This is a genomic window from Myroides sp. ZB35 (assembly GCF_001865835.1).
Lineage (GTDB): Bacteria > Bacteroidota > Bacteroidia > Flavobacteriales > Flavobacteriaceae > Flavobacterium > Flavobacterium odoratimimum.
Genome location: NZ_CP017769.1, coordinates 34,927 through 52,317 on the forward strand (window position 1 = coordinate 34,927; position 17,391 = coordinate 52,317).

Here is a 17,391-nt window from a genome sequence, read left to right on the forward strand (position 1 = left end):
GTGTGCCGATGGAACGTGATATACATTGTGGTTACGTTGTCAGACGTATGTAATATGTCCCTACGGTTGGGTGCCGATAGGACGTGTTATACATTGTGGCTACGCTGTCGGAAGTATGTAATCGTCCCTACGATTATGTGTCGATAGAACATGATATGCATACTGAATGCCGCAGGCAATATTCCTAATTTTTAATTCCCCGAAGGGTCTCATTCTTTCTTCATTTTCAAGAAAGCCCCAGAACACCTTACTACAGCATCTACACCATAGCGTTTCTTCATTTTATCCATTGCCTGATAGAGCGCCATCATCTCTTCTGTATCTTCGAATAAGTTCATTTGGTATGTTCCTCGTACCAGCCCACTAAACTGAACACCTATAAGGCGAAGACGCATTCTTCTTTGGAATACTTTATCAAATAACTCATGGACTAATTTAATAAGCGTATGATCTGCTGATGTATAAGCTATCCGAGTTTGTTTGGTCTCTGTATCAAAGTTCGTATAGCGTATTTTCACAGTAATGATAGAAGTAAGCCATTCTTCGGAACGCAGTTGATAAGCCAGTTTCTCCACCATACCTGTAAAGATAGATTTGAGCATAGGGATGTCTATGGTATCTTGGTCAAAAGTGTGTTCGGACGAAATAGACTTTCGCTCTCTATAGGGCTCTACAGGTGTGAGGTCAATGCCATTAGCTTTTTTCCATAAGTCTATACCATTTTTACCCAATAACTTTTGGAGTATTTGATGTGGCATTTCAGATAGCGTCTGTATATTCCGAATACCAATGCGAGAGAGTAGCGTATAACTAACTTCTCCTAACATAGGGATTTTGCGGATAGACAGTGGATTGAGGAAGGGCTGTACTTCAGGTGTTGTAATATTGAGAGCTCCTTTAGGCTTAGCCTCTCCTGTCCCTATTTTAGAGACTGTTTTATTAATAGATAAAGCATAACTTAAGGGTAATCCAGATTCGTGTTGTATCGTTTGCGTCAATTCTTTGATCCAAAGTGCTGATCCAAAGAATTTGTCCATTCCTGTTAGATCTAAGTAAAACTCATCTATACTCGCCTTTTCCATAACGGGAGCTTTCTCTGTAATAATATCCGTAACGAGATGAGACATCTTAGAGTATAACTGCATATCTCCTTTTCGGACGATGGCTTGTGGACATAAACGAGTAGCCATACGAATAGGCATGGCAGACCTCACCCCGAATTGCCTTGCTTCATATGAACAACTAGAGACGACTCCGCGATCTCCTCCACCGATAATGATAGGTAGCCCATTTAGAGAAGAATCTACTAAACGCTCACAAGACACAAAGAAAGTGTCTAAATCTAAATGTGCAATCGCCCTTTCCATAATAGAAATAATTAAAAAATCTTGTACGAAATTACTATCTATATTAGCAATAATACGTATATTTGATGCTATAAATAATAGCAAATGTCGTTTTTATCAGATAATATAAGGTATCTACGTGCTCAGAAGATCATGTCTCAGCAGAAAGTAGCAGATGAGTTAATGATAACTCGTGCACGTTATTCAAAGTATGAAGAAGGAGCCTCTGAGCCACCTTTAGAAGTATTATTGCGTATTTCTCGTTTCTTTCATGTCAGTGTGGACTTGATGATTTCTGTTGATTTGCGCAAAGTTCCCATGCAAGATTTACTAAAGCTTGAGGACAACCGTATTCTATTGCCTATTATGGTAGATCCTCATGGCAATAACTTTATTGAGATTATTCCTCATAAAGCGAGAGCAGGATATTTGACAGGGTATGCAGATCCAGAGTTTATTCAGAACCTAGACCAGATCTCTCTTCCATTCCTAAAAGAAGGGAAGTATAGAGCCTTTCCTATAGAAGGGGATTCTATGCCTCCACATCAGGAAGGTTCTTTTATCATCGGTAGTTATATCGAGCGTCTAGATTATATCCGAAACGGACATACATATATCATCATTACAGCAAATGAAGGGGTGGTTTATAAACGTGTATATCGCATAGATGATGAGACGTTAGAACTACACTCAGACAATACCTTTTACGAGCCTTATCGCATTAAAGCGTATGATGTATTAGAAATATGGGAATATGCGAGTAGTATCGCTACAGAAGAGTTTAAACCAGAAGACCTAGGAGAACCAGATACTAAGGCAATGTTCCAAGAAATTAGACATATGCTAGGAGAAGTGATTAAGAAAGTGAAATAAGCCACTAAGAAATTACGAATTTTGAATTACGAATTACGAGGCTTGCCTTTTAGGCATTAATAAAAGAATTAAAAATGTTGCTTGCAACACTCATTAATTAGGAATTGAGAATTAGGAATTTATGACTTCAGCATAGGTATGTATATCTGGCAGATAAAATCATAAGTGTTAAACCCATCAAAAAAGCCATTACTTGTTTTTAAGTAATGGCTTTTGTATTTATTAATAGAATCCTAATTCCCGAAGGGAAAGCATTCCTAATTCCTAATTTATAACTCCTAATTAAAAGTTATGCTCTATTGATATCAATAAGGATTTTAACTTGTTCTGGATTGCTTACTAAGGCTTCAAAACCATTTGTTACAATCTCGTCTAAACCAATTTTATTTGTCACTAATTTTTCTACCTCCATACGACCAGAGTCGATTAAGTTAATTACTTCAGGGAAGATATTTCTATAAGCGATAACCCCTTTTACAGTGATCTCTCTTAATACTTGATCTAAAGCATCGTGTTGAACTGGTTTTCCGAATAAAGCAACTAATACAGCAGTACCTCCATTACGAGTAGAAGCAATACCTGTATTATAAGAAGCTTGTACTCCAGCACAATCTAAGAATACATTAACTCCTAGACCACCAGTCAAGGCTTTAATCTTAGCAGGAAGATCAGCTTCCATAGCATTGAATACATGAGTAGCTCCGATTTCTTTTGCTTTCTCTAAGCGTTTCTCTGCTACATCTGTAACGATCACAGTAGACGCACCAGCTGCTAAAGCTGCTTGAGCACATAGTAACCCGATAGGTCCTGCACCAGATACTAATACTGTCTGTCCTACTTTTAGACCACTCTGTAGTACTGAGTATACAGCTACTGCAGCAGGCTCTACTAAAGCACCTTGTTCAAAAGACATCGTATCAGGAATTTTGTGAATCATATAATCTTCAACCACTACGTATTTTGCAAATCCTCCATTACCTGCTAATCCGATGAAACCTAAGTGTTCTCCTAAGTTGTATTCTCCAGAAGCTACGAATGGACTATCGAAGTTTTTATAGATAGGCTCAATTACTACACGATCCCCTACTTTAATATTTTTTACACCTTCACCTAATTCTTCAACGATACCTGAGAACTCATGTCCTAAAGTAGTTACACCCTGATGACCATTTAATGGATAAGGTTTGTCTAATGGAATTAATTGAGGCCCGTGTACATATTCGTGTAAGTCTGATCCACAGATACCAGCATATTGAACTGCTACTTTTACCTGTCCTTTAGCTGGAGTAGGGATTTCTGTTTGTTCTACTCTAATATCTTTGGCTGCATACCAGCGTGCTGCTTTCATTGTGCTCATAATAATATTCTTTTTTATGTTTCACTCAAATATACTGAGAAAACTAGAGAATATTCGTTTCCCGCGAAGCTTTGGTTGTTAATTATTAATCAATATTGTGTTATCATTTTAAGACTGCAAGTGTTTTAGAATGATAACTGGGTATTTCGGTCAGACCGTGCCACTCATTTCGGTCAAATGGTGCCACTTTGAAAAGTCTTACAATAATACAAAAAAAGTTACATCAAACTTTAAAAGTTTGTCTTTCTCATGGAATCACCGTTAAGTTCAATTCTATGAGAAGAGTTTACGATACGATCTAAAACTGCGTCGGCTATAGTGTTTTCTCCAATTAGAGGATACCATGCAGATACTGGTATTTGAGAAGATAAAATGATTGATGCTCGATTATATCTTTGATCAACGATATCAAAGAGTACTTCTCTAATAAGATTATCAAAGGGTTGTAATCCAAAATCATCAAGAATAAGTAAGTCACATTTGAGTACTCTCTTCATTTCCCTTTGGTAAGTACCATCTATTTTACTTGATTTAAGTAAGTTAAAAAGATTAGCTGTATTAAAATACAGTACTTTATGTTCCATTAAACAAGCTTGATATCCTAGTGCTTGTGCTAAATAACTCTTACCAACACCACTGGCTCCAGTTATAATAATGTTCTGTTTTTTAAGCATAAAATCTAATGTTGCTAATCGACTAAACATATTCTTATCTAAGTCTCTATGATGGGTGTAGTTGATATCGGCTATACTAGCATTTTGCCTAAAATTAGCTTGTTTGATTAGTCTTTCTACTTTTCTATTCTGTCTGTTTTCATATTCGTGATCAGTTAATAATGCAATGTATTCATCTATAGTAAAGGATGTTGTAGTATTGTCCTTTAGGTGTCTGCTGTGCAGTATCGCCATATCGTTTAATCGCATAGCTTTTAGTTTTTCGATTGTTTGATTGTTATCCATATAATTGATTATTAATGTTTATTGATAAGAAGAAGCTCCTCTGATGTTATTATGCGAAGGGATGTGAGGAGTATCGGCATTGAGTTCTTGTATAGTTTCTTGGTTTAGATCCATCTTGTTTTTAAGGATGTTTTTGATATGGTGATAAGTAGCTATATTCTCTTTTAAAGCAAGTTCACAAGCTTTGTCAAGTCTATGTGAACCGTAACCTCGATGTAGTTGTATAATCCCTAAAACTCGTTTATAACCTATCTCTGGATACTCAACATTATCCAGTGTTTTTTCAACACACTTAACCACATTCTCACCAAGTGTTTTAGCTTGCTTTTTAAAGTATTCTGGGCTCCAACTCGAGTAAAACTGATGTGTACTAGATAAGTGCTCTTTCTCAGTGGTATATACTCCTTTTGCAAAACTTCTTTTATGTGATGCTATACGCAAATGATTGTAATAAACTTCTACCGTAGTATTGGTGTAATGAATAGTGGTTTGATGTCCTATATAGCGATATGGGACACTGTAGTAGCTCTTATCAGGAGAAAAATATACATAGCCTATCTTTTGAACTTTAGCTCTTGTATAATCCTTGATTTGATAATTACTACTTGGTAAAGGTTTAAGGTATTGTCTTTCTATAGATTGATAAAGTTCTATACGACTTGCTTCTTTGCGTTGAAAAAGAAGATGATTATAATGAGTTAGTCTATTTTGTATCTCTTGGTTTAGTTCTTCTAAGCTAAAGAATGTCATTTCCCTAATGGGATAAGATATTCTTTGATATACTAGATGAACTGCATTTTCTACAAGAGCTTTATCTTGTGGAGAGTAGACTCTAGTAGGGTTTATGACACATCCGTAATGCGAAGCAAAATCTTTAAAGCTTCTATTTATTTCTGCTTCGTACTTACTAGAACGTGATACAGCGGATTTTAGATTGTCTGATACAATAGCTGAAGGGACTCCTCCATAAAAACTAAGTGCATTAACACAACACATTATTAAATCTTCTTTTTTCTGGCTTTTGCAGACTTGTACATAAGTGTACTGGCTATGAGGTAAAATAGCCACAAATACTTCTACAGGTGTTATTTCACCAGTACTTTTATCAACATAAGAGAGCTTCTTACCTGCAAAGTCAATATACATTTCTTTACCAGGTTTATGTTCTAATTTCATAGAACCTTTTATCTCTTTATACTTTCGATTATAGTGTTCCATAAACTGAGTATAGCTATAAGGGTTTACTACTGTATCAGCGTATTGACTATAATGATATAAAAAGGTAAAACCTGGATGATTACGAGCTTTATTAACTGTTTCAAAATACAACATAAGCTCATTATGACGTTGTGTATCAACAGTTGTATAACTTGAAAAAAGCTCTGATAATTCAGATATTTCAAACGATAACAATTGCTCTAATGAATAATCACTAGCAGCAAATAATTGCATATAGGTATTAATGGTGTTGCGGGAAATACCCAACGTATTGGCTATTTTTCGGTTGCTATAGCCATCTAAATGCAAGGTAATAATTTGTTTTAAGTCCATTGGATCAAGTTTATTAGCCATCTCTTATCGTTTTATAAACAACAAGATAGATGTAATTAACTTTCCAAAGTGGCGCGGTTTGAACCGAAATAACTTAACGAGTTATTTTAAGTGGCACAAATCAAACCGGAAATTGGCACCATTCGAAACGGAATAGTGGCACGGTTTGACCGAAATAGGTGGCACAAGTACTCCGAAATCACTGGCACTAATCGAAACGTAATATCCAATAACTTCTAAAATGAAAGAGATAATGTAGTTTGTTAAGTATCTATGTTTAAATTTTAACGTAAAAGAGAGGAGTGTTTTTATAAGAAAACGATTATTGAAATAAGGTTAGATTGAGATTAGAATAATTGCTTTTACGAACTTTTTAAAGAAAGGTGCAAACTAGGTGCTCAAGGGCATAAAAAAAGCCCGATAACGAGTGTTATCGGGCTTTTCAGCGGAGAAAGAGGGATTTACACCCTACTCCGTATGTCTTATAAATAGCGACTTTCAGGCTTTTGTATTTTTGTGTGCCATGAATTAGCCGAGCTTTTAAATCGATGATTTTTAGCGCATTAATCTATTTTCAAAGATAGGTATATTTTTCAACAACATCAATACAATTATAGCTAATTTGTCAATTATACACTCATAATAAAATTAATTTTCATTCATTTTAATCAAAGTATAATTAAATGAGTCATTAGTATCCTGATATTCCATTTACAAAAGTGTCAACGAATCCCAGAATTTTCCCTAAAATACGATCTCCTGTTTCTTTAAATTTTAGAACACTTGGTTTACCATCTTTTCTTAAGCTCAATAAATCATCTCGTAGTGGTTCTCTTTCAGAAAATAAATAGTTTTCTATTAGCTTCTCTGTTTGATCTCTGTATAAATTTTCTGTCTGAACTAATTTAACCAGTGCTGATTCTTGTTCTTTAACCCAGAATTTATCAAACTCTTCTGTGATATTATCTGTATCTTCTATTAGAGGTAAATTTTCTTGAATAAACTTCTCTATTAGTTCGCGTTTACTTCGAAGAGATACTTCTGTATTCAATAAATTAGATATTTCTTTTTCAATAGTTTCTTTATCCTTATCTGTTTGTTTTGATTTGAATGTAATTAATAACTGGAGAATATAATTCACATTAATTGTATCTCTTCTAATAAGTTCTAATTCAAAATCAATATCGTTTAGAATTGATGTTTTTTCTGGTGCAGAAGTATCAGAGCTTAACTTGTCTTTTAAATCTAAATACTTACTAGTGTAATCAGCAAATATTTGCTCTTCTAAATCTAAATCTTCCCATTTAAACTCCGTAAAATGAGTCATCTTTTTATGAAGTCTTATAAGAGTACGAAATGCCAAGATAAACTTTAATTTTTCGTCTTCAGAATATAGTCCGTCTACTGCATCAACTCCTGGTACAAGTTCTAAAAGCTTTTCTGTAGCGTCATTAAATTTCTCAACGTACCTTTCATAAGGTTCCACGATAATCTCATCAATAGCTTCTTTATTACTAAACAAAGCAATTGCTTGATCTGTTTTCTCCTTCAAATTGCGGAAGCATACTATATTCCCTTGTGTCTTATTCTTATCTAAAATTCTATTTGTACGACTAAAGGCTTGAATAAGCCCATGGTATTGTAAATTCTTGTCTACATATAGTGTATTTAAATATTTGCTATCAAATCCCGTTAAAAACATATTAGCAACCAAAAGAATATCTGTTTGATTTTGTTTTGATTTCTTTGCCACAGCATTGTAATAGTTATAGAAACCTTCTGTATCCTTTATATTATGTTTCTCTTCAAACTGATTATTAAAATCATCAACATAAGACTCTAGTAATTCTCTTCGATGAGGAATGTAGTTACTCTGATATTCAAGAGGTGATTCAGCAGCCATATTTAACTGATTTACAACCTGCTCTTCCATCTCATCTTCATTTTGAGTAAAGCTAAATATAGTAGCAATCTTTAAATCGTGTTCTCCTGTCTGTTTCTTTCTTTTAAAAATCTCATAATATTGGATAACAGCGTCAATATCCTGTACACACATCATTGCACAGAATTTTCTATTTTGTGTTTTTTGGTTATGATATTGAATAATATAATCTACAATAGCTTCTTTACGTTCAGGAGCTTCATAAACTTCAGCTTCATTAATTTGCTCTATTTGTAAATCAATGATATGATCCTTCTTCTTAAAAGTTTGAATATACTCAACCGAAAACTTCAAGACATTCTCATCACGTATTGCATCAGTAATGACATACTTGTGTAAACAGTTTCCAAAAAGACTGGCTGTTGTTTTCTCTCCATTTGCATTCTCAGCTAATATTGGGGTTCCTGTAAATCCAAATAGTTGGATATTAGTAAAATATTGCACTATATTTTTATGCGTATCACCAAATTGAGAGCGATGACATTCATCAAAAATAAAAACCATACGCATGTCTTTTATGGATTTCATCTTTGATACATTCCTACCCGATATAGCATTATTTAATTTCTGAATAGTAGTTACAATAATACTAACATTAGGATCAATAAATTTTTTAATTAAATCGTCTGTATTGGTAGCTGAGCTAACTGATCCCTTACTAAACTTATCATATTCTTGATTGGTTTGATAATCTAAATCCTTTCGGTCTACAACAAACACAACTTTTCTAATAGCAGGTATATTAGATAGAATTTGACTCGCTTTAAAACTTGTTAATGTTTTTCCACTACCTGTAGTATGCCAGATATATCCATTCTTTTCAATATTATAACCATTAAGCACTTCATTCTCTGTAACTTTTTTAATAATACTCTCCACAGCATAATACTGATATGGACGAAGCACCATTAAACGTTTATCAGTCTCATTAAGAACAATGTATTTACAAATCATCTTACTTACATGACAAGGTTCTAAGAATCGATCGGTAAAACCGTTTAAAATATTATTTAAAGGATTATTAAGCTCATCTGTCCAATGAAAAGTCTGTAAAAACTCTGGTGTATGAGTTCCAAAATTACTGTAATACTTCGTATTAATTCCATTGCTTATTACAAACAATTGCACATATTGAAACAAAGCTTTTCCTGAGCCATAACTGTGCTTTTGGTATCGATTAATTTGATTGAAAGCTTCTTTTAATTCGAGTCCTCTTCTTTTTAATTCAATTTGTACCAGAGGAAGACCATTAATTAAAAGTGTAACATCGTAGCGATTTACATATTTTCCTTCTTGCGTAATCTGATTTGTTACTTGGTATTCATTCTGACACCAATGCTCAACATTTAGAAATTCAAAATATAGATTATCTCCGTTATCTCTGATGATATGATGCTTTTTCTCTCGTAAAGTTTTTGCTTTTTCAAAGACAGATCCTTTGTTAAGTATATTTAATACTTTCTCGAATTCACTGTCACTAAACTCAATGCGATTATGCTTTTCTAATTGTATTTTTAAATTAGTTAATAAAGCTGCTTCATTAGTAATAGAAACGTATTTATAGCCCATCTTTTGCAATTGAATGACCAATTGCTCTTCTAAAAACTGTTCAGACTGCTTACTCAAAATAATTATGAATTAGGAGTTAAAAAAGGTGAATATTTGATTTGTAAACAAATTTAACAAAATATACATACTCCCACTCATTTCTCCTAATTCATAATGATAATAATTTTATCTTAATGTCTTAAACATTTGTTCAATTGCCTTTTTTTTCTGTTCCATATTAGGATGAACATATAAATTTAAGGTTGTACTAATATTAGAATGGCCTAAAAGCACACTAACTGTTTTATAATCACAATTACTCTCAATACAACGAGTCGCAAAACTATGTCTTAATCCATGAAATTTTAATTCAGGCATATCTAATTCATTCATCAATTTTTTATAATAACTACGATATGTTCTGGGTTCTGTAGGCTTAGCATCATTCGTTAGTACAAAAAAAGAGGGGTTGACTATTTTTTTAAAAGGCTTTAATATTCTTAATAAATCTTTACTAATTGGTATATCGCGAATAGAGTTTTTTGTTTTTGGTGTATCCAAAATCAGTTCTGTTCTTCTTACTCCATTTTCAATCAAATAAATCCTTTGAATAGTTCTATTAATACTAATAACACCATTATCGGTATCAATGTCTTCCCAAGTAAGGGCACAAACTTCTCCTATACGTATCCCTGCACTTAAACAGATATAAACTCCCAAATTTTTAAATGTAAAATGATCTTGAATGTAGTTCATTATCTTTTTTTGTTCAGCTCGACTAAGTACTTCTAAATTTTGCTTTTCTCGCTCTGTTGGGAACTGTATATCAAAAGGCGTATAACTTAACCACTTATTTTTAGCTCCAAATTTTAATACCATCTTTAAGACTATCAAAATATCTTTAATTGTTTTATGGCTCAATCCTCCTTCTAATTTCTGAAGTACAAAACTTTGTACATCTGCTTCTTCAATTTCATATTGTTCTCCAAAAATGGGTAATAAGTGATTTTCAATCAAAAGAGTATAAGCTGAAAAACTGGATTTTTTTACATATTGTTGTTTGTCTATTTTCCATAGCTCAATTACTTCTGAAAGTTGTTTTTGTGTATTCATTCTGTATTTATATTTTAAAACGCCAAAGGAAAACAATTAAGGATATTTAATCCTAGTGATAGCTTAGGTTCTAAGGTTCCTAATTTGAGATTTCCAGGATTTGAAGGAGAATGGGAAACTAAGAAACTGGAGGAGATTGCAGATAAAGTCAATAGTGGAAAGACTCCTTTAGGAGGTGAAGATGTTTACACAAAGAAAGGTGTACTTTTTATAAGGAGCCAAAATGTAAACAACGACAGATTAGAATTAAATAATTCCGTATTTATTCCGGAATCTGTAAATAATCAAATGAAAAATAGTATTGTTAGATCTAATGATATACTTCTTAATATTACAGGGGCATCGTTAGGAAGAAGTTGTGTTGTTCCTGAGGATTTTAAAATAGGAAACGTTAACCAACATGTTTGTATTATTAGATTAAAACAAAACTACAATTCAAGATTTATTCAGCCAATATTTTCCTCTTATAAAGGTCAAAACATTTTTAATAGTTTACAAACAGGAAGTGGTCGAGAAGGATTGAATTTTGAGAGTATAAAAGGAATCAAATTATCAATCCCTCAAAAGAATGAACAACAAAAAATAGCAGACTTCCTTTCGTTAATAGATGAAAGGATAACAACCCAAAACAAAATAATTGAGGAGTTAGAACAGTTAATTAAAGGACTTTGTATTAATCTTATTCTAAAACAAGTGCCAAATGCAAAATTAAATCAATGTGTTATATGTAATACTTCATCATTAACAGAATCAGAGGTTATTAATCAACAAGGAACTCATCCAGTTTATGGAGCTACAGGAATCATTACTTATACAGTAGACTATCAAATTGATAAAGATGCTATACTTATTATTAAAGATGGTTCTGGAGTTGGTAAAGTTCAATATGCTACGAATAAGTTCTCAGTTATAGGTACTTTAAATTATTTAACAATTAAGTCACAGGTAAACTTAAGGTATATTCTATATTCTTTAAAATTTTTCAATTTTGAGAAATATAAAGTTGGATCTGGTATTCCCCATATTTATTTTAAAGACTATGGTGAAGCCTTGATTTATTGTCCTTCTCTTGCAGAACAATATAAAATAGAAGGCTTATTATCATCTATTGATAAAAAGATAGAAATAGAGAAACAAAATTTAAATCAATTAAATTTACAGAAACAGTTTTTATTAAAAGAATTATTCATATAAGTAATTAAGGCAAGAAATATTGATTATACTTCTTGCCTTTTATATTAGATAAACATTTGTTGTAAAAAGTGTTTTTTCTGATTCTTTAGCCTTTCTAGGATATTCATTTCAACTGTTTTTTTAGATTCAATTGCACTTAATAAAGAAGATATTTTCTTTATTTCTTTTTCATCTATTGGTAAATAAAGCCTCTTTTTTAAAAAGCTTTGGTTTGTAATACTAATAGTATTCTTAGCGCCTTTCTGAATTATACTTTGTAGATAATTCTGTACATTTATAGGATTACTAAAATAAAAATGTAAAATATTTGCCATATAAAAGTTTTTTACTTTAAACACTCCATATAAAGGAGACACAGCTACTCGCTCTTTTATAAAACTCTGTTTGATAATACCATATGGAAACTCTCCTGTTGGACTTTTTGTATATACGATATCACCATAATGAACAACATTATAGTTCTTGGTATCTTTAGCAGCAAATGATCTTCCCAAGTATTCTATTTGATTAATCACTCCTTTACTTACTGATACTGAATGTACAGTATAATTATCTGTATTTAATTCTTTACGTTCTTCTAATACATCTTCTAGGGATTGTTCAGACCAATCTTTGTTATTTCTATTATGAAAAAGTTTTTGACAAAGTCCTTTAATTAAGGATTTTATTTCCTGAGTGAATACAATTCGCTATCAGCTATATGAACAAATTCTTAATCAAGAAAATGAATTCGTCCAAGTTAAGGATACTTTAAATTATGAACAGCCAACAAAGTATTTGATAACAAATACAGATTACTCATCTGATATTTTGTTAATTCCGGTTCTAACTGCAAATAAAGCTTTTGTATTAGGATATACTAATGAAGAATTTGGTATTTATGATAAAGGCCAATGTATAATTTTCGATGACTTTACAATGGATATAAAGTTTGTTAATTTTCCCTTCAAAGTAAAATCTTCAGCAATTAAAATACTAACAGCTAAACCAAATGTGAACCTAAAATTTATATTTGAATATTTGTCATTTTTAAATCTATCGTCAAATGAACACAAACGGCACTATATTTCGGAAATTGAGCCTATGGAAATTCTATTGCCAAATTATATTCAACAGAAACATGTTGCAGATTCTCTATCAAGTATTGATGATAAAATAAAAACTGAATTTGAAATTCATACGTTATTAATTAAGCAGAAAAAATATCTTTTAGCCAATTTATTTATATAAACAAATTGGCTAAAAGATATGTCTTTTTTCTCTCTAACTTCTGTAAGATATTGGTTTCAATTTCAATTTTCCCATCGATAGATAATAAGAAGCTAGCTATTTTATGTTGCTCTTCAATTGTCGGAAAATCTATTTTAATTCCTAATAATGTAGTCTCATGTACTCGTTTGCTTCCGGAACCTGTTGCTAAATCTTCTAATCTTTTGTAAAAATCTACTCTCCCTAAAAAATATATTAGATATGCTGTGTTAATTTTTGAGTGTTTAATATCCAAAGCAGGTACGTCTCCAGAAGATAAAAATCCATCAAGTTTATCAGGAATAATACCAAAAGCTCCATTAAATAGATTTTGCTTTCCGTAAATAAATTGCCCTTTCTTTCTAATGAAATAATTTGTTGCTCCTAATGATAAAGTATTTGTATTATCATTTTGAGAAACACCTTTTAAATGAAGTTTTACAGTAAGTAATCTACTTTTGTCAATTTTCTTTGATTTTATTTTTTCTGGAACAGACATAACTTCTGCTAATTCTTTCGACTCCCACTTAAGAAAATTATTGTCATTTTTATCTTTAAATTTCAATTGACCAGAGAATATCTTCTTACTAAGTGTATTCTTTAATAACTTCAGCTCCTCAATTATTTTGTTTTGGGTTGATATCCTTTCGTCAATAAGTGAAAGAAACGAAACAATTTTATTTTGTTCATTTTGATATGGCAAAGTTATAAAAGTCTCTCTTAATGTTTTTAAAGATAGATTTTTAATAGTAGATCCTGTTAGTTCTGATTTAAAATAACTTTGAATTGCTTTGGTTTGCAAACTGAAGTATACTTAGATTCAACTAATAAATGCAACAGCATTTAAAAAACGGCGGAGAACATTTGCTCCATGGAGCAAATGTTCTCCGCCGTTGGCGAAAAAAAACATCTACTTTTGAGGTTCCTACACACCCAAAAAGATGTCACATTTAACGTTAGAACAAAGATATAAAATAGAAGCATATAAAAAGGCAGGTAAATCACTTACTGAAATTGCTTGTTATATAGGCAAAGACAAGTCTGTTGTTAGCAGAGAGCTTAAGCGCAATTCAGACGAAAGAAATGGTGTTTATAAAGCTAATCTTGGACAAAGAAAGACAGCTCAACGACACAAAGAAAAACGCAAGAGAATACGCTTAACTGAAAACGTAAAAACAACTATTATAGACTATCTTAATCAAGATTATAGTCCAGAACAAATAGTAGGTAGAAGTAAACTTGAAGCAAAAGAAATGGTCTCTGTTGAATGTATTTATCAATTCATTTGGCAGAACAAAAAACAAGGAGGAAAGCTTTATAAGCATCTTAGAACTAAAGGTAAAAAATATAGAAAAAGAGGTGCATGCAAAGACAGTAGAGGCTTGATAAGTAATAGAGTAGATATTGAAAAAAGACCTAGTATAGTTGATGATAAATATAGAATAGGTGATCTTGAAATAGATTTAGTAATAGGGAAAAATCATCGTGGAGCACTGCTTACTATAAACGATAGAGCTACAGGGGTTTTATGGATGGGAAAGATAGAATCAAAGGAAGCTCACGTTGTAGAAGCTAAAATTATAGAACTCTTAAAAGACTTCAAACCGTTACTTCATACTATGACTTCTGATAACGGAAAAGAGTTTGCAAACCATCAAAATATAGCTAACACTCTAGAGCTTGATTACTACTTCGCAAAGCCTTATCACAGTTGGGAAAGAGGAGCTAATGAAAATTTAAATGGATTAGTAAGACAATATTTCCCTAAAATGACTAATTTCGATTTAATTACACAAGCAGCAATTGACAAGGCTGTAAATATTTTAAACAACAGACCAAGAAAGAGATTTGGTTTTAAATCGCCTAACGAAATTTTTACAGAAAAATTAAACCTAATGGTTACTGTTGCATTTAATACTTGAATCCACCCAGAGAAAAAAATCTCTTTTTAAAATATAGAAGAAGAAGACTATAATAATACAAGAGTTAAGAAAAGATAGTTTCTATATATGTTCTTACTTTTTTGTGAGCTTCCGTGATATTGTCGCTATATTCTAGTTTATCATTCGCTTCTCCATCAAGTGTAACAACTGTAATCTTAGTTATTCCCATTACATTACAAACTCTCTTTAAATAGTTAGTTTGAAAATCTATTTGCTCATTATAGTTACCTATTTCATATCCTTGAGATCCCCTTGTTAACAATAAAACAACTTCTTTGTTCTCTAGTAATCCTATGTAAGGGTCTTGTATATTATCTGGATTATATCTCCAGGTTTGATTAACGCGAACTACCTGATCAATGTACGCTTTTAAACTACTGGGAATAGACCAATTATACATAGGACTTGCAATAACTATAATATCTGCTTCTTTTAATTCCGCTATATACTCATCACTCATCTTTAAGGCTTCTACTTCCTCATAAGTTCTATCTTCTAATGGCTTAAAGGCAGCACTAATCCATATTTCATTAATATGTGGTACATTTTCAAGACCAAGATCTCTTAATTGAATTACAGTATTACGAGTATGACTCTGCCATAGCTCTTTAAAGGTTTCTGCTAATTTTCTACTTTGTGAACGTATAGTTCTTGCACTAGCATTTATAATTAAAACCTGTTTGTCTATGTCTTTCTTTACATTCATCTTTTAATATTTTAGCCAAAAGTAGTTGCTTATTGGATTATATTTGTATACCAATTAATACAAATCGCACAGCCCAGATGTTACCTTATAAAACTTTAATTAAAGTGGACAGAGATTCTATTGTTCCTTTGTATATCCAAGTGTGTAATGCTTTTATATCATTAATTACAGATGGTACATTAAAACCATCTGATATATTACCTAGCACACGTAATTTAGCTTTATTAGTAGGCATAAATCGAAATACAGTTAAACTTGCCTATGAAGAGCTTATTAGCCAAGGATGGACGGAGTCAATAGAACGAAAAGGCGTATATGTATTGTCAACACTACCTTCAATTTCTAAAAAAAGTATTAGTAATGAACCGATTAAAAAATTAAATCAAGAAGCTTTTAAATGGACAAACAAATTTAAGGATGTTAAGTTAGGTCAAAACTTTCAGAAGACTAAACTTGCCATTGATGATGGGTTTCCAGATGTCCGCCTTGCTCCCATTGATGAGTTAATGCGTGAATACAGAAGCATTTCCAGAAAATTCTATGGTCGTAATTATTTGAAATATGGAAGTCCTCAAGGTTCAGAAAATCTAAGGGAGGCATTGTCTAATTATCTCTCTACCACTCGAGGCTTAAATGCCTCTATCAATGATTTACTAATCACAAAGGGTAGTCAAATGGGGATCTATTTATCCGCTCAATTACTTTTAGATCCAGGAGATACTATTGCCGTAGGTATGTCTAACTATCCTACAGCAGATCAGATTTTTAAACAAGCAGGTGCTAACCTTTTAAGGATACCTATAGATCACAATGGGATGGATGTAGACTATCTCGAAAACAAATTAAAAAAACAAAAAATAAAAGCTATCTATATCATTCCACATCATCATAGCCCTACTACAGTTACACTAAGTATGGAACGCAGATTAAAGTTTTTAAAATTGGCCAAAGAACATCAATTTGCAATTATAGAAGATGATTATGACTTTGATTTCCACTATGCTAATAAACCTTATTTACCTTTAGCAAGTATAGATCACAATCAAAATGTAATATATCTTGGGTCAATTACTAAGACCTTTGCCCCTGCTCTAAGAATTGGTTTTATGACTGGCCCAGCTAACTTTATATATGCAGCCACCGCCTTAAGAGAACTAATCGATAGACAAGGCGATACAACCTTAGAGGAGGCATTTGCCTCCCTTTTTAAGCAAGGAGAAATGAATAGATACAACAGAAAAGCACTTAAGACCTATAAGGAAAGACGCGATACATTCTGTTCTTTATTAGATACTAATTTCGCTAATCAAATTACCTTTAAAGTTCCCGAAGGTGGATTAGCTATTTGGGCTATTTTTAATCCAGAGATAGATCTAATACAACTATCTCACAATGCATTAAAACAAGGTTTATATCTAGACAATGGCTTGTTTTACAAGAATGAGGTATTTTCAACTAATGGCATTCGTATGGGATTTGCATCATTAGACGAAAAAGAAATGATAGAGGCTTGTGCTATTCTAAAAAAAGTAATGTATTAAAATTCACTGGGCTACCTATTATTAATAATCTGGCATGTTGAGCTTATTTGACTCTGTTTTAATTTTACCA

General features: G+C 32.1%; 14 protein-coding genes. 5 read left to right on the top strand and 9 right to left on the bottom strand.

All coding sequences use genetic code 11. The features are described 5' to 3' along the window. Window positions 1-209 precede the first annotated feature (209 nt). Entirely contained in the window at window positions 210-1,451 is a 1,242-nt protein-coding gene (gene dinB / locus BK054_RS00150; RefSeq protein ID WP_071306832.1) for a DNA polymerase IV, read from the bottom strand. Between dinB and BK054_RS00155 the strand changes: the two genes are divergently transcribed. Continuing rightward, a complete protein-coding gene (locus BK054_RS00155) occupies window positions 1,452-2,219 on the top strand; it encodes an XRE family transcriptional regulator (protein ID WP_006258618.1) in 768 nt (255 codons plus the stop codon). Window positions 2,220-2,508: 289 nt separating this feature from the next. Here the strand turns inward: BK054_RS00155 and BK054_RS00160 are convergent, their stop codons facing one another. From BK054_RS00160 to BK054_RS00180, 5 genes are all read right to left on the bottom strand, one after another. After that, window positions 2,509-3,576: a 2,3-butanediol dehydrogenase gene (locus tag BK054_RS00160; RefSeq protein ID WP_006258620.1), complete on the bottom strand. Its 1,068-nt coding sequence runs from the start codon at window positions 3,574-3,576 to the stop codon at window positions 2,509-2,511. Between the two features lie 230 nt (window positions 3,577-3,806). Continuing rightward, a complete protein-coding gene (istB, locus tag BK054_RS00165) occupies window positions 3,807-4,535 on the bottom strand; it encodes an IS21-like element helper ATPase IstB (RefSeq protein ID WP_071306833.1) in 729 nt (242 codons plus the stop codon). A gap of 18 nt (window positions 4,536-4,553) precedes the next feature. Next, window positions 4,554-6,107, bottom strand: a complete 1,554-nt coding sequence (gene istA, locus BK054_RS00170) for an IS21 family transposase (protein ID WP_071306834.1) — start codon at window positions 6,105-6,107, stop codon at window positions 4,554-4,556. A gap of 670 nt (window positions 6,108-6,777) precedes the next feature. Further along, entirely contained in the window at window positions 6,778-9,654 is a 2,877-nt protein-coding gene (locus BK054_RS00175; protein ID WP_071306835.1) for a type I restriction endonuclease subunit R, read from the bottom strand. Between the two features lie 108 nt (window positions 9,655-9,762). After that, window positions 9,763-10,689 (bottom strand): tyrosine-type recombinase/integrase, encoded by a 927-nt coding sequence (locus BK054_RS00180; RefSeq protein WP_071306836.1) that lies wholly within the window; start codon window positions 10,687-10,689, stop codon window positions 9,763-9,765. Window positions 10,690-10,773: 84 nt separating this feature from the next. On the opposite strand from BK054_RS00180, the gene BK054_RS00185 reads away from it, so the two are divergent. After that, entirely contained in the window at window positions 10,774-11,883 is a 1,110-nt protein-coding gene (locus BK054_RS00185) for a restriction endonuclease subunit S (protein ID WP_083387832.1), read from the top strand. A 44-nt stretch (window positions 11,884-11,927) separates the two neighbouring features. Here the strand turns inward: BK054_RS00185 and BK054_RS00190 are convergent, their stop codons facing one another. Beyond that, window positions 11,928-12,377 (bottom strand): hypothetical protein, encoded by a 450-nt coding sequence (locus BK054_RS00190; protein WP_198032307.1) that lies wholly within the window; start codon window positions 12,375-12,377, stop codon window positions 11,928-11,930. Window positions 12,378-12,558: 181 nt separating this feature from the next. Here BK054_RS00190 and BK054_RS00195 point away from each other — a divergent pair, with 181 nt between their 5' ends. Beyond that, on the top strand, window positions 12,559-13,113 hold the full coding sequence (locus BK054_RS00195; protein ID WP_071306839.1) for a restriction endonuclease subunit S: 555 nt from the start codon (window positions 12,559-12,561) through the stop codon (window positions 13,111-13,113). Here the strand turns inward: BK054_RS00195 and BK054_RS00200 are convergent. Then, entirely contained in the window at window positions 13,106-13,933 is an 828-nt protein-coding gene (locus tag BK054_RS00200; protein ID WP_071306840.1) for a restriction endonuclease subunit S, read from the bottom strand. The genes BK054_RS00195 and BK054_RS00200 overlap by 8 nt on opposite strands. Before the next feature lie 139 nt (window positions 13,934-14,072). Here BK054_RS00200 and BK054_RS00205 point away from each other — a divergent pair, with 139 nt between their 5' ends. Continuing rightward, entirely contained in the window at window positions 14,073-15,053 is a 981-nt protein-coding gene (locus BK054_RS00205) for an IS30 family transposase (RefSeq protein ID WP_006265742.1), read from the top strand. Window positions 15,054-15,117: 64 nt separating this feature from the next. Here BK054_RS00205 and BK054_RS00210 read toward each other — a convergent pair whose 3' ends face one another. Then, window positions 15,118-15,780 carry an FMN-dependent NADH-azoreductase gene (locus BK054_RS00210; RefSeq protein WP_071306841.1) on the bottom strand — a complete coding sequence of 221 codons (663 nt, stop codon included), beginning with the start codon at window positions 15,778-15,780 and terminating at the stop codon, window positions 15,118-15,120. Between the two features lie 104 nt (window positions 15,781-15,884). On the opposite strand from BK054_RS00210, the gene BK054_RS00215 reads away from it, so the two are divergent. After that, window positions 15,885-17,321 carry a PLP-dependent aminotransferase family protein gene (locus BK054_RS00215; RefSeq protein WP_198032308.1) on the top strand — a complete coding sequence of 479 codons (1,437 nt, stop codon included), beginning with the start codon at window positions 15,885-15,887 and terminating at the stop codon, window positions 17,319-17,321. The last annotated feature ends 70 nt before the right edge of the window (window positions 17,322-17,391 follow it).